This window comes from Enterobacter sp. TMH.L2 (genome assembly GCF_050847315.1).
Taxonomy (GTDB): domain Bacteria; phylum Pseudomonadota; class Gammaproteobacteria; order Enterobacterales; family Enterobacteriaceae; genus Cedecea.
Map to the genome: position 1 here is coordinate 2,198,582 of NZ_CP193791.1, position 13,982 is coordinate 2,212,563.

10 protein-coding genes are annotated in these 13,982 nt (G+C 56.6%); 6 read left to right on the forward strand and 4 right to left on the reverse strand.

Annotation, left to right across the window (positions count from 1 at the left end):
* Window positions 1-4: 4 nt before the first annotated feature.
* Window positions 5-3,532 carry a pyruvate:ferredoxin (flavodoxin) oxidoreductase gene (gene nifJ / locus ACREYP_RS10655; RefSeq protein WP_336818635.1) on the reverse strand — a complete coding sequence of 1,176 codons (3,528 nt, stop codon included), beginning with the start codon at window positions 3,530-3,532 and terminating at the stop codon, window positions 5-7.
* A gap of 335 nt (window positions 3,533-3,867) precedes the next feature.
* Between nifJ and ACREYP_RS10660 the strand changes: the two genes are divergently transcribed.
* Window positions 3,868-4,134, forward strand: coding sequence for a putative hemolysin (locus tag ACREYP_RS10660; RefSeq protein ID WP_008461385.1), 267 nt, complete (start codon window positions 3,868-3,870; stop codon window positions 4,132-4,134).
* Here ACREYP_RS10660 and hslJ read toward each other — a convergent pair whose 3' ends face one another.
* Both hslJ and ACREYP_RS10670 read right to left on the reverse strand, forming a co-directional pair.
* Entirely contained in the window at window positions 4,135-4,572 is a 438-nt protein-coding gene (hslJ, locus tag ACREYP_RS10665; RefSeq protein WP_008461387.1) for a heat shock protein HslJ, read from the reverse strand.
* Between the two features lie 120 nt (window positions 4,573-4,692).
* Entirely contained in the window at window positions 4,693-5,682 is a 990-nt protein-coding gene (locus tag ACREYP_RS10670; RefSeq protein WP_008461388.1) for a 2-hydroxyacid dehydrogenase, read from the reverse strand.
* A gap of 212 nt (window positions 5,683-5,894) precedes the next feature.
* On the opposite strand from ACREYP_RS10670, the gene ACREYP_RS10675 reads away from it, so the two are divergent.
* The 3 genes from ACREYP_RS10675 to ACREYP_RS10685 are packed head-to-tail and all read left to right on the forward strand — an operon-like array spanning window position 5,895 to window position 9,066.
* Window positions 5,895-8,540, forward strand: a complete 2,646-nt coding sequence (locus tag ACREYP_RS10675) for a YdbH family protein (protein WP_336818636.1) — start codon at window positions 5,895-5,897, stop codon at window positions 8,538-8,540.
* Entirely contained in the window at window positions 8,537-8,728 is a 192-nt protein-coding gene (locus ACREYP_RS10680) for a YnbE family lipoprotein (protein WP_008461390.1), read from the forward strand. The genes ACREYP_RS10675 and ACREYP_RS10680 overlap by 4 nt, the downstream gene beginning before the upstream one ends.
* 14 nt (window positions 8,729-8,742) lie before the next feature.
* Window positions 8,743-9,066, forward strand: coding sequence for a YdbL family probable chaperone protein (locus ACREYP_RS10685; protein ID WP_008461392.1), 324 nt, complete (start codon window positions 8,743-8,745; stop codon window positions 9,064-9,066).
* Window positions 9,067-9,137: 71 nt separating this feature from the next.
* On the opposite strand, the gene feaR is transcribed toward ACREYP_RS10685, so the two are convergent.
* A complete protein-coding gene (gene feaR / locus ACREYP_RS10690) occupies window positions 9,138-10,052 on the reverse strand; it encodes a transcriptional regulator FeaR (RefSeq protein WP_008461394.1) in 915 nt (304 codons plus the stop codon).
* Between the two features lie 190 nt (window positions 10,053-10,242).
* Here feaR and ACREYP_RS10695 point away from each other — a divergent pair, with 190 nt between their 5' ends.
* Entirely contained in the window at window positions 10,243-11,745 is a 1,503-nt protein-coding gene (locus ACREYP_RS10695) for an aldehyde dehydrogenase family protein (protein WP_336818637.1), read from the forward strand.
* Window positions 11,746-12,590: 845 nt separating this feature from the next.
* A complete protein-coding gene (locus ACREYP_RS10700; protein WP_442892460.1) occupies window positions 12,591-13,934 on the forward strand; it encodes a TolC family outer membrane protein in 1,344 nt (447 codons plus the stop codon).
* Window positions 13,935-13,982: the final 48 nt, after the last annotated feature.

Sequence of the window (13,982 nt, forward strand, 5' to 3'; positions counted from 1 at the left end):
CCGATTACTCGCTAACCTTCTCCGCTTTACCCGCCAGCTGCGCCAGGAAGTCGTATCGCTTCTGCAAATCGGCGGCGGCATCTTTCCACAGCTGCTCGGCGACTTCCGGCTGCTGGGCGTTGAGGCGGCGGAAACGCTGCTCCTTCATTAACGTATCGGCCAGCGCATCGGACGGCGGACGGGAATCCAGCGCCAGCGGCACCTTGCCTTCATCAGCCCTACGCGGGTCGAAGCGATAAAGCGGCCAGAAGCCGGTGGCGGTCAGCTGGCGCATCTGATCGTGGCTCAGCGCCAGATCGTAGCCGTGCTCTTCGCAAGGGCTGTAGGCGATGATCAGCGATGGACCAGGATAAGCCTCCGCCTCCTGAATGGCCTTCATCGTCTGGTTCAGCTGTGCCCCCAGCGAAATCTGCGCGACGTACACATGGCCGTACATCATCATGCTGACGCCCAGATCTTTACGTGCTTTACGCTTGCCGTGCTCGCCAAACTTGGTGACGGCGCCCAGCGGCGTGGCTTTAGACGCCTGGCCGCCGGTGTTGGAGTAACACTGCGTATCCAGCACCAGAATGTTGACGTTTTCGGTCAGGCTCAGCACGTGGTCGAGGCCACCGAAACCGATGTCATAGGCCCAGCCGTCACCGCCAATCAGCCAGATAGATTTCTCCACCAGCGCGTCGGCATCGGTGACCAGCTGACGGGCATCAGCATCGTCAATGTTCGCCAGATGTTTACGCAGCTCGGCGACCTGTTCACGGCGGACTTCCGGTGTCGCTTCCGCGTGAAGCTGCTCATTAAGCTCGGCCGGAAGTTTATCGGCAAACTGGCCCAGTAAACGCATGACGCGGGCGCGGTGCTGATCCACCGTCAGGCGGAAGCCCAGCCCAAATTCGGCGTTATCCTCAAACAGCGAGTTAGCCCAGGCTGGCCCGCGGCCGTTTGCGTCGGTGGTGTACGGCGTGGATGGTAGATTGCCGCCGTAAATAGACGAACAGCCGGTGGCGTTAGCGATCAGCATACGGTCGCCGAACAGCTGGGTCAGAATTTTAATGTACGGCGTTTCGCCGCAGCCTGAGCAGGCCCCGGAGTATTCAAACAGCGGCGTTAACAGCTGCGAGGTACGGATATCGATGCGCTCCAGGCTGGTGCGATCGATTTCCGGCAGCGCGAGGAAGAAGTCATAGTTCTCTTTCTCTTCTTCAACGTGTTCAAGGCGAGACAGCATATTAATCGCCTTGATTTCCGGGTTCTGGCGATCTTTGGCCGGGCAAACTTCTACGCAAAGGTTACAGCCGGTGCAATCTTCCGGCGCTACCTGCAGCACGTATTTCTGGCCGCGCATATCCCGGGACTTCACGTCCAGCGACTGCAGTGCTTCCGGGGCGCCTTCCATTGCCTCAGGCTGAACCACTTTGGCACGAATAGCCGAATGCGGGCAGGCGGCGACGCAGTGGTTGCACTGGGTACAAATATCCGGCTTCCAGATAGGAATCTCTTCGGCGATGTTGCGTTTTTCCCAGCGGGTCGTGCCCATCGGCCAGGTCCCGTCCGGCGGCAGGGCGGAAACCGGCAGGGCATCGCCGAGACCGGCGAGCATCGCGGCGGTAACGGTTTTCACAAAATCAGGTGCGGCGTCGGAGACGACCGGCGGACGCATCGCGCTTGCCGGGTTAACGTCCTGCAGAGGCACTTCGGCGAGGGAGTCACGAGCCAGCGCCAGCGCCTGCCAGTTACGCTCGACGATTTCCGTCCCTTTACTGCTGTAGCTTTTGGCAATCGCGCCCTGCAGCTCTGCCAACGCGGTGTCGCCAGGCAGGATCTGCGTCAGGTGGAAGAATGCCATCTGCATTACGGTGTTGATACGGGCACCAAGATGACACTCGCGGGCGATCTTCGCCGCGTTAATGACGTACAGGCGAGCCTGCTTCTGATTGAGCACCGCCTGAACTTCCTGCGGCAGGCGACTCCACACCTCATCGGCGGCGTAAGGTGTGTTCAGCAGGAAAATACCGCCGGGCTTCAGGCGCTCGGCCATCTGGTACTTGTCGATAAACTGCAGCTGGTGGCAGCCAACGAAATCGGCTTTCTCAATCAGGTAGGTGGAGTTGATCGGCTGCTCGCTCACGCGCAGGTGAGAAACCGTCAGCCCCCCGGCCTTTTTGGAGTCATAAACGAAATAACCCTGGGTAAACCACGGCGTGGAGTTACCGATAATTTTGATATTGTTTTTGGTGGCAGACACGCTGCCGTCGCTGCCCAGGCCATAAAACAGCGCTTCGAGTTTAGCGCGGTTCGGCAGGGTATTTTCCGGCAACGGCAGCGACAGGTTGGTCACATCGTCGTAAATGCCCACGGTAAAGCGCGGGCGCGGTTTGGCTTCGCGAAGTTCATTGAAAATAGCCAGGACGCATTCCGGACCGAACTCTTTGGATGACAGCCCGTAGCGGCCCCCAATCACGCGAGGCAGCGTTTCGCGCTCGCCACGGCTTACCGCCTCGGCAAGCGCGGTCATCACGTCGAGATACAGCGGCTCAGCAAGGGCCCCCGGCTCTTTAGTACGGTCAAGCACCGCCACCTGACGCGCGGTTTGCGGCAGAACTTCCAGCAAATGTTCGGCGGAGAAGGGGCGGTACAGGCGCACTTTCAGCACGCCGACTTTTTCGCCCCTGGTCAGCAATTCATCGACAACTTCTTCACAGGTGCCGACGGCGGAGCCCATCACGATAATCACGCGCTCCGCTTCCGGGTGGCCGTAATACTCAAACGGACGATAGCTACGGCCGGTGATGGCGGCAAAGTCGTTCATCGCCTGTTCAACGTGCGCGTAAACCGCGTTGTACCACGGGTTGGTCGCTTCGCGGGACTGGAAGTACGTATCCGGGTTGGCCGACGTCCCTCGAATCACCGGATGCTCCGGGTTCAGGGCGCGGGCGCGATGTTCATCGATCTCTTTTTGCGGCAGCAGGCCGCGAAGGGTATCGTCCGCCAGCGGCACAATTTTGTTGATTTCGTGCGAGGTGCGGAAGCCGTCGAAGAAGTGAATAAACGGCACGCGGCTTTTCAGGGTCGCAATATGGGAAATCAGTGCGAAGTCCTGTGCTTCCTGGACGCTGCTGGCGCACAGCATGGCGCAGCCGGTCTGGCGCACGGCCATCACGTCAGAATGATCGCCAAAAATGGAAAGCGCGTGGGTGGCCACGGTGCGCGCGGCAACGTGGAGAACAAATGGCGTCAGCTGGCCCGCAAGCTTGTACAGCGTCGGGATCATCAGCAGTAAGCCTTGCGATGACGTAAACGAAGTGGAAAGCGCCCCGGTTTGTAGCGCCCCGTGCACCGCGCCAATTGCGCCTGCTTCAGACTGCATCTCGACTACGCGAGGGACATCGCCCCACACGTTCTTCCTGCCGTCACCCGCCCAGGCATCCGCCTGTTCCGCCATTGTCGAGCTGGGAGTAATCGGGTAGATGGCAATTACTTCGCTGGCACGAAACGCCACGGAGGCGACTGCGCCGTTGCCGTCGATAGTGATCATAAGACACCCTTACATTGCGCAAAATAAAGGGACTCGCCTGAAAGCCTGGAGCCCCGTTGTAATTCCTCAATTATAGTGTGTCCACCCTGGCCATTAGAAGTTATGGGCCTGCCGAGTGCACAAATTGATCCACGATTAACAGTGAAATAACCTGGGGACGTACTGCGCTGAATCATAAAAGGAATGAAGGATGCTCAGAAAACTCTGATGTTTTGGCTTGAAAGGTGATCTTTGCCACAAAAATCAACACATTTTATTGCCTTATGCTCTCGACGCAGCGGGAACCATGCGCCATTATGCAAAGGTTTTGCATATTCAGACGGGAGAGAGAAGCCATGCGCGCTGCGTTTTTAGCCGGTTGTGCCGCACTGTTATTATCGGCATGCAGTAATGAACCCCCTCAACAGGCCACTGCGGCCCACGTTCCTCCGGGCCTCAGGGCGGCAATGTCCAGCCAGGGCGAAGCGAACTGTGCGATGATTGGCGGTACGATGAGCGTTGCGCGTCAGCTGGACGGCAGCGCGATTGGCATGTGTGCCATGCCGAACGGCAAGCGCTGTAACGAAAACTCGCTTGCCGCTGGCACCTGTGGAAGCTACTGATTAATTAACGAGATCGGCCAGTTTGTACGTCAGCGTATGCTGGCCGCTCTTCAGCACCAGCTGCTGGTTAGCCAGAGAAACTTTGGCCCCGCTGGTCAGCATGTCATTGATACGGTGATCCAGATCGTTCAACAGCGGGTCGCTGCAAAGCATCATGGTCATGCCCACGCCTTTCGCCTTCAGCGTGTTGTGTTCCAGGGTTGCCTGGCCCATAAAGCGGTTACACATCTGACCATAAATCTGCATGTTTTCACCGAAGCTAAGCTCAGGCGCGCGTTTGCTGTTTTTCACGTCCAGAGGCTTACCGTCTACGCTCTCCAGCACAAAGCGATGGTGCTGCAAATCTTGTGCGGTCACGGCACCTTTATCGGAATCTGACGGCTGGGCGCAACCTGCCAGCACTACGCTTGCCAGCATCAGTGAAGCGAACTTTTTCATTTCTTCTCCCTAAGTTTTATCAGTCATCAATGAAAGCGCGCCACTTTCGCAGGATGTGGCGCATGAATCAGTAAGGATACTCTTAAAATTAACCGCCTCCTGCGAGAGGCGGACGGAAAATCAATTCAACTGGTTCGGGCAAGGCTCGCCTTTTTCCAACTGACGCAGGTTTTCAAGCGTAGTTTCGGAAATGCTGGTCAGCGCCTCCGCCGTCAAAAATGCCTGGTGGCCGGTAAACAACACGTTGTGGCAGGCGGAAAGGCGGCGGAACACGTCGTCCTGAATCACGTCGTTAGACTTATCTTCAAAGAAAAGATCGCGTTCGTTCTCGTACACATCCATACCCAGCGCGCCGATTTTCTGGTGCTTGAGCGCGTCGATGGCGGCCTGGGAATCAATCAGCCCGCCGCGGCTGGTGTTTATCACCATCACGCCGTCTTTCATTTGATCAAAGGCGGAGTGGTTGAGCAGGTGATAGTTTTCCGGCGTCAACGGGCAGTGCAGGGAAATAATGTCGGACTGCGCAAACAGCGTTTCGAGATCGACATATTCCACGCCTAAATCCAGCGCCGCTGCGCTCGGATAAGGATCAAACGCCAGCAGGCGCAGGCCAAACCCTTTCAGGATCCGCAGCGCGGCAACGCCGATTTTCCCGGTGCCGATCACGCCTGCCGTTTTGCCGTGCATGGTAAAACCGGTTAAGCCTTCGAGCGAAAAGTTGGCGTCACGTGTGCGCTGGTAGGCGCGATGAATGCGACGATTAAGGCACATCATCATCCCGATAGCGTGTTCAGCCACGGCTTCCGGCGAGTAGGCAGGGACGCGAACCACGGGCATACCAAGCTCTTTCGCCGCGTCTAAATCGACGTTGTTAAAGCCGGCACAGCGCAGCGCGATAAACTTAACGCCGTGTTTTTTTAGCTCTTCCAGCACCGGGCGACTACCATCATCATTAACGAAAATACACACGCCGTCGCAGCCGTTGGCCGTTTTGGCGGTTTTTTCGCTCAACAGGAAGTCAAAAAATTCAAGATCAAAGCCATATTCCTGGTTAACCTGCTCCAGATACTTTTTGTCGTACTGTTTTGTGCTATAAACCGCAAGTTTCATAAGACTTATCTCCAGAAAGGGTTGGTTCCAAAACTATCATGCTTAAAATAATCATACAATTTATAAACTGAAATTTTAACGGCAGGTGACTATTTCACTTCCCGGGCAGACTATGCTTACTATTGCCGCCGCCTTCACGCCCGGCCTGAATCGTGCCAGAATAATGACATATTTCGGCTTAAATTGTCGCTGAATCAGGATATTAACCACCCATGAAGGGTAAATATAAAGCCGCGCTTGCGCTGATACTTGCATTGATTCTGCTGCCGCTGTCGCTGCTGCTCACGGTGGCGTACTGGCTGCCGACGCTCGCCGGGATCTGGCTGCCACAGGGCACCCGTATTGCGCTGGAGGCCAGCCCACGCCTGCACAACGGGGCGATTATTATCCCCGATCTTCGTTATCTGGCCGGGGAGTGCGAGCTTGCCAGCCTCAAAGATGCAAGCCTCAGCCATCCGAGCCGCTGGCGGCTTCACCTCGCGGAACTGAATCTCAATCCAGACTGCATCAGCAAGATCCCCGCCGATGATGTGGCTCCCGCCGCACCGCGCACCCTTGAAGAATGGCAGAAAATGCTGCCGAACACCTGGCTGACTATCGACCAGCTTAACGTCACGCCGTGGCTGCAGTATGCGGGGGCGCTGCATCTCTCTTTGACCCCGCAGCAGCAACAGCTGGATTATCAGGGGAAATTGCTCACGCTTTCCGCCACTCTTAAAGGGCAAAACCTGAAAATTAGCGATCTAAAAGTCGGGGCATTCGAAGGGCTTCCGCCGCTTGAGCTGGTGGGTGACTTAACGCTCCCGCCGGTGCCGGATGGCCTGCCGACGGATGGGCAAGTGGCCACGCAGGTACAAATTCCGCAGGAGCCGGACAGGCTGCACGTGGCCCTGAACTGGCACACTAACGCCGGCAACCTGACGGTGAAAAAATTATCAGGCGACGAGGCCCCGCTGCTGAGCATTCCCTGGCGCCTGAGCGAAAACGCCCTTGAGATTAACGCCGGGCAGTGGCGCTGGCCTTATGAAGGTTTCCCGCTGGGCGGCGGAGTGTCGCTGAAGGTGGATAACTGGCAGGCCGGGCTGGATAACGCCATTTTCACCGGGCGGCTGAATGTGTTGACTCAGGGCGACGCCGGGAAAGGGAACGCCGTGCTTAACTTCGGCCCAGGGAAACTCAGCCTGACCGACAGCGCCTTGCCGCTGCAGCTCACCGGAGAGGCGAAGCAGGACCAGCTGATTTTCTATGCCGCGTTGCCCGGTGAACTGACGGGCGCATTGACCGACCCGTCGCTGCTGTTCCATCCGGGCGCCTTGCTGCGTTCCCGTGGCCGCCTGATTGAAACGCTGAATATTGACGATGTGCGCTGGCCGCTGGCGGGCGTGCGAGTCTCCAGTAAAGGCATCGACGGCAGGCTACAGGCTATCTTACGCGCCCACGACAATGAAATGGGCGCCGTGGAACTGCATCTGGACGGGAAAGCCAATGACTTCCTGCCGGACGCCGGACTGTGGCAATGGCGCTACTGGGGCAAAGGCAGCTTTACGCCGATGCAGGCAAAATGGGACGTTCGCGGCGTGGGCGAATGGCGTGACAGCGCCATTGAATTGAGTTCGCTGTCCACCGGTTTCGACAAGCTGCAGTACGGCTCAATGCTGATGTCGAAGCCTCGTCTTAGCCTGGACAACCCGCTGCGCTGGGAGCGGAACGAAGAAAAAGAGATCTTCACCGGCGATTTCTCTCTGGACGCGGGGGCGACCACCTTTAGCGGCGGCAGCACCTTGCCGCCATCGACGCTTAAATTCAGCGTGGACGGGCAAAACCCGACTGCTTTCCTGTTCAAAGGCAATTTACACGCCGGGAAAATTGGCCCGGTGCGTGTGGTCGGACGCTGGGACGGGGAGCGCCTGAGAGGCAACGCGTGGTGGCCAAAACAGACGCTCACCGTGTTCCAGCCGCTGCTGCCCGCCGACTGGAAAATGGATTTGAAAGGGGGCGATCTCTACGCCCAGGTGGCCTTCTCCGCGGCGGCCGGGCAGGGCTTTGAAGCCGGGGGCCACGGCGTGGTCAAAAGCGGCAGCGTGTGGATGCCGGATAACCAGATTAACGGCGTCGATTTTGTGCTGCCGTTCCGCTTTAGCGATTCAACCTGGCACTTTGGCAGGCATAGGCCGGTCACGCTGCGCATTGCTGAAATTCGCAACCAGATAGCGGCACAAAACATCACCGCCGATCTGGAAGGCTGGTATCCATGGAGCGAACAGCAGCCGCTGCTGCTGACCAACGTCAATGCGGATGTGCTGGGCGGCAAGATCTCAATGCAGCAATTGCGCATGCCCCAGCGGGACGCGGCGCTTTTACGGCTGCAAGGGCTCTCCTCCAGCCAGCTCGTCACCGCCATCAACCCTAAACAGTTCAGTATGTCCGGGCGCTTCAACGGCGCGCTGCCGCTGTGGCTCAATCACCCGCAGTGGATTATCAAAGACGGCTGGCTGACCAACCCTGGCCCAATGACCTTCCGCATGGACAAAGACATGGCGGATGCCATCGTGGACAACAACATGGCGGCTGGCGCGGCAATCAACTGGCTGCGCTACATGGAGATCTCGCGATCATGGACACAAATCGACCTCGACAACCTCGGCGTGGTCAGGATGCGTTCCAGCGTGACCGGCATCAGCCACGTGGAGGGAAAAACTAACACCGTCAATCTCAACTATACCCATCAGGAAAACCTGTTTACCCTGTGGCGCAGTTTGCGCTTTGGCGATAATTTACAAACCTGGCTGGAAGAGAACGCCGCGCTGCCAACGGCTCGCTGCACCCAGTCCGGTGAAGCCTGTGAGGAACCCAAATGAACTATTTTACCCCTGTGCTGCTGGCATCGGCGGCGCTGATGCTGACAGGCTGCACGCCGCGCATTGAAGTGGCCGCCCCTAAAGAGCCGATCACCATCAATATGAACGTCAAAATCGAACACGAAATCCACATCAAAGTGGATAAAGACGTTGAAAGCCTGCTTAAAAACCGTAGCGATCTGTTCTGAGAAGGGGAACGGCGATGAACTCTATGATTAAAAGCGTGCTGCTGGCTGGCCTGTTGTTCAGCACATCCGTGATGGCGCTGACCCTAAACGAAGCGCGTGAGCAGGGGCGGGTGGGCGAAACGCTAAGCGGCTATATTGCGCCCATCAAGCAGGATCCGGAGACGCTGGCACTGGTACAAAGCATCAATGAAGGTCGCGCCCAGCACTATCAGCAGCTGGCGGACACCAACAATGTCTCGCTCAATGAGGTTGCTCGCCTGGCTGGTCAGAAGCTGGTGGACAGGGCTCCTGCCGGAGAATACGTCCGCGGGCTGAACGGGCAGTGGATGAAGAAGTAGCTTTATGCCTATTCCCCCTCATTTGTCTTCCCTCTCTCCCTTTGGGAGAGAGCCGGGGTGAGGGTTGCCTTTCAGGCTGATTGAAAACGCTTGCGATACTCCCCCGGCGACACGCCAAACCTGCCCTTAAACGCCGTTGAAAAATGGCTGTGATCGGCAAATCCCCAGCTGTAGCCAATCCCCGCCAGTTTTTCACTGTGGCTGGCCGTGCGCAGCGCCTGGGCGCAGAGATCCAGTCGGCGATTCTTAATGTATTGCGCCACAACCAGGCCTTTATCGGCAAACAGTCGGTAAAGGCTGCGCACCGACATCCCCGACTCGGCGGCGATCCACTCCGGGCGCAGCGTTTCGGACTGAATATGGTCATCAATCAGCGACATGACTTTCTGCAGGTGGCGGTCGCGCTTTGAGCCCGGCAGGCTGTGCTGAATCAGCGCCGGCGCGAGCAGGCAGGCAATCGCTTCGAGCGTGGCTTCACTTTCTCCGCCACTGAGCCCCTCGCTACCCATACTTTCACGCAGCAAGCTGTGACTCAGGCGCACAACAGGCATCTCTGCGGAGAGTCTTTGTGCGCAGGGGACTTCGCCCTGGCGAAGGTGCTGTTCCAGCAGATGGCGCGGCAGTAAAAGCGAAACCTGCTTCGCCCCGTCGGTATAGGTAAAACAGCTGGGGCGGCCAGCATCAATCAGCGTAATATCACCCTGAGTAAGCACGGCCTGGCGATCGCCTTGCTCCATGACGGCTTCGCCCTCCAGCTGAAAAACGGTATAAAACCAGGCGTCGTTGCTATGGGTAACTTCCTGCTTTGTACGCAGCAGGCGTGCCTGGTTAATTTCCACCACGCTAAGTTTAATGGCATGGGCAAGGTGTTCGCTCAGGCTGCCGTGAAACCCGCTCTCCAGCGCCGCACCTGAAAAACGACCACATGCGCGATTCACCTGGTCAAGCCATTTTTCGAATCGCTCGTTGCACTGTTTTTCTGCCATATATCCTCACTGATTGCCGCCAGAAGCCAATAACTATAGGTAAACGTGATTCAAAAAAAGAATCATCATCAACATTTGTGTAGCGTGTCACAGCCAGCAAAGCGAATGTCAGCCGGAGAAAACCCTAACCTCAACATAGCGCCTAGAATGAAGGTGGGCTACACGATAATGACCTTGATAAGGAGATGCTATGACCGAGCCAGAAACGGTAAGCGTGCTGGGCTGTGTGCGCCAGTTTCTTCAGCGTTCACATGGGCTGTACATTGACGGCCGCTGGCAGGCGTCAGACAGCGAAGGGCGCCTGCCGGTCTTTAACCCGGCGGACGGGCTGCAAATTTCCAGCAGTGCCGACGCCAGCGCCTCGGATGTCGACCGCGCGGTAACGTCTGCCTGGCGTGCCTTCAGCAGCGGCGTATGGGCCAACATGCTGCCTGCCGGGCGGGAGCGGATCCTGCTGCGGTTTGCCGACCTGCTTGAGCAAAACACGGAAGAACTGGCGCAGCTTGAAACGCTGGAGCAGGGCAAGTCCATTAACATCTCTCGCGCATTTGAAGTGGGCTGCACGCTGAACTGGATGCGCTATACCGCAGGCCTGACAACGAAAATCAGCGGCCAGACGCTGGATGTTTCTATCCCGATGCCGGAAGGGGCGCGCTATCAGGCCTGGACGCGCAAAGAACCCGTGGGGGTCGTGGCCGGGATCGTGCCGTGGAACTTCCCGCTGCTCATTGGCATGTGGAAAGTGATGCCGGCGCTGGCGGCAGGCTGCTCGATTGTCGTCAAACCATCAGAAACTACGCCGCTAACGCTGCTGCGTATGGCCGAACTGGCTACAGAAGCAGGCGTGCCGGACGGCGTATTTAACGTCGTCACCGGCAGCGGCTCCGGCTGCGGTAAAGCCCTGACCGAACATCCGCTGATTGCCAAAGTCAGCTTCACCGGTTCGACGGCGACAGGCAAAGGCATTGCCAAATCAGCAGCGAACAGGCTAACGCGCGTCACGCTGGAGCTGGGGGGGAAAAACCCGGCAATCGTATTGAAAGATGCCGACCCGGCGATGGTGATTGCAGGCTTAATGGCGGGCAGCTTCCTTAACCAGGGGCAGGTGTGCGCCGCCAGTTCGCGGATCTATATCGAAGCCCCGCTGTTCGACACGCTGGTGAGCGGCTTTGAGCAAGCGGTGAAATCGCTGCAGGTGGGGGCGGGCATGAACCCAGCGGCCCACATCAACCCGCTGGTATCGAAAGTGCAACAGGAAAAAGTGGCCGAATATATGGCACAGGCGCAAGAGCAGCGCGCGGAGCTAATCTCCGGGAATTCAGGCCCGCAGGGCAGCGGCTACTATATTGCCCCAACGCTGGTAGTGAATCCTGCCGCCTCTCTGCGCCTTGCCAGAGAAGAGGTCTTTGGCCCGGTGGTTAACCTCGTGCGCGTGGCGGATGCGGAAGAAGCCTTGCGACAGGCCAACGACAGCGACTACGGCCTGACGGCAAGTCTGTGGACCAACAACCTGCAGGCGGCAATGCAGTACACTGGCCGTATACAGGCGGGCACTGTCTGGGTGAACAGCCATACGCTAATAGACGCGAATATGCCGTTTGGCGGCATGAAGCAGTCGGGCTACGGGCGTGATTTTGGCCCGGACTGGCTTGACGCCTATACCGAAACCAAAACCGTATGCGTGCGTTACTGAACGTTGGCACATTTCGGTACTTATCACGTCCCGGAATAAGTTGCCGCTGGTAATCTGCAGGTCCCCTCCCGCGAGGGAAGATCGTTGTCCGATCTTGACCATTAATCTTGATAAGAAATGTTGCTACCTTCAGACCGGGTTTCCCCCCGGTCTTTTTTTTGCATTTTTTTGTCAAGAAGACGTTATTTTAGTCATGAAATGATTTTTTTCCGTGACGATCGCCCCGGGTTAACATCTGCCCAACGCCCTTATTTTGCGTAGAACTTGCGACAATGTAACATTTATGGAAAAACAACCAAAAATGAGCAGCACGGATTTATTGAAGAACTTCGCTGGAATGTAAAATTGATGTAAATCAATGCTTATGCCATAAGCTTATGAATTATAACTATTAGCTATTTATCACGATGTCTCTATTCACGAGATCAATCGATCTGTTTTTTCAGAGCACCTCCTTTTGAGTAACATACTATTAACAATAAATCATTGGTGAGGTTAATTTTTATTTGGTAGGATTTTTCTTAAGGATGATTCGGAAAAAGGATCTAAGTGATTTGCTCCGCAGGACTAAATAAGTCATATTGCGTAACGCCTTTATATAAAGAGGCAGCGTGAAATCATGACCTTCATTTATTAAGAAGACATGAAAGCGGTCGACAGCTTTCTACCTCTTTATAGTCACAACGTCTCGCTCCAGAAATAAACGGGGCGCCATAATGTGGGCGTTTTAATTCAACCATTACAGTCGTTTAAATACATCAGCTACTCATCCGTGCCTGTTTATTCCCAATGCAGGAAGGAGCAACATCATCCTGATTATTTAATGGATAAGGATATTGCCGTTTATGCTTCAGTCTTATTCCCTGCCGGTCGCGATGCTTGCCGTTATTTTTTTCGGCAGCGGCATGCGGGTGAATGCCGCACCAGCGCCGGCCTGGGCCACAGCACCCGGCATCGCGCAAACGGCAACCCTCACGCTGAACGAAAGTATTCTGTTCGCTCTTGACCGCGATCCTGCCGTTTCTCAGCAGGCAGCTCAGTTCGGGATTGGTCAGGCGCAGATTGATCAAGCCCGAAGCGCCTGGATGCCGCAGGTCTCCCTCAGCGGCAGCACCGGGCATTCGCGTACCACGGACTCCAGCGGTTCCCTCAAGAACTCGGCTGCCTACGGGCTTAGCCTGACGCAGCTGGTGTATGACTTTGGGAAAACCAGCAGCAACATTAGTCAGCAGGAGAGCCAGCGTGAGAGCTATCGCTACCAGCTTATGGCGACGTTGACCGGTGTGGCAGAAAAAACGGCGCAGGCCTATGTCGATGTGAAGCGTAACCAGGCGCTGATCGCGGCAACGACAGAGAGTATTGCCGCGCTGCAAAACGTCAACACCATGGCAAAGCTGCGGGCGGATGCCGGGCTGAGCTCGAGTTCGGACGTGCTGCAAACCCAGACTCGCATTGCCGGTATGCGCTCAACGCTTGAACAATATCAGGCGGCACTCCAAAGCGCGAAAGCGAGACTGGCGGTATTAACCGGAATCAACGCCGCGCAATATCAGGCCATGCCGGTACGTCTGGCGCTTGAACAGGAACCGCTCGACAACATTGATTACTCGCTGATCCCGAGCGTGCTGGCGGCGGAGGCCATGCGTGAGTCTTCAGGGTATGCCGTAGAGAAAGCGAAATCGGGCCACTGGCCCACGTTGAGCCTGAAAGGCGGACGCACTCGTTACCAGTCCAACAACAGCGCGTACTGGGACGATCAGATTCAGCTGAGCGTGGACGCGCCTATCTATCAGGGCGGGGCGGTCTCCGCCCAGGTCGAGCAGGCTCAGGGAGCCAGACGTATTGCGGCTTCTCAGGTTGAGCAGGCGAAATTCGACGTGCTGCAAAAAGCGTCCGTGGCAATGGCTGACTGGAACGGGGCCAGAGGCCGTGAAACGGCGGGAAAACTCCAGCTGGAAAATGCCCGACGCGCGCGGGAAGTTTATAAAAATGAATATAAATTAAGCAAACGCAGTCTCAACGACTTATTAAGCGTGGAGCAGGATGTGTTCCAGGCGGCCTATGCACAAATTAATGCGGACTTCGACGGCTGGCAGGCGGCAGTAAATTACGCTGCCGCCGTTGATAATCTATTGCCCCTGACAGGCGTCGAGAAAAATGCCGCCTCGAAATTACCGGATTTGAAATAAATGGTGTGAAAGTAGTGGCTTAGCCCCGCCACATAAAAATAAGTTGAT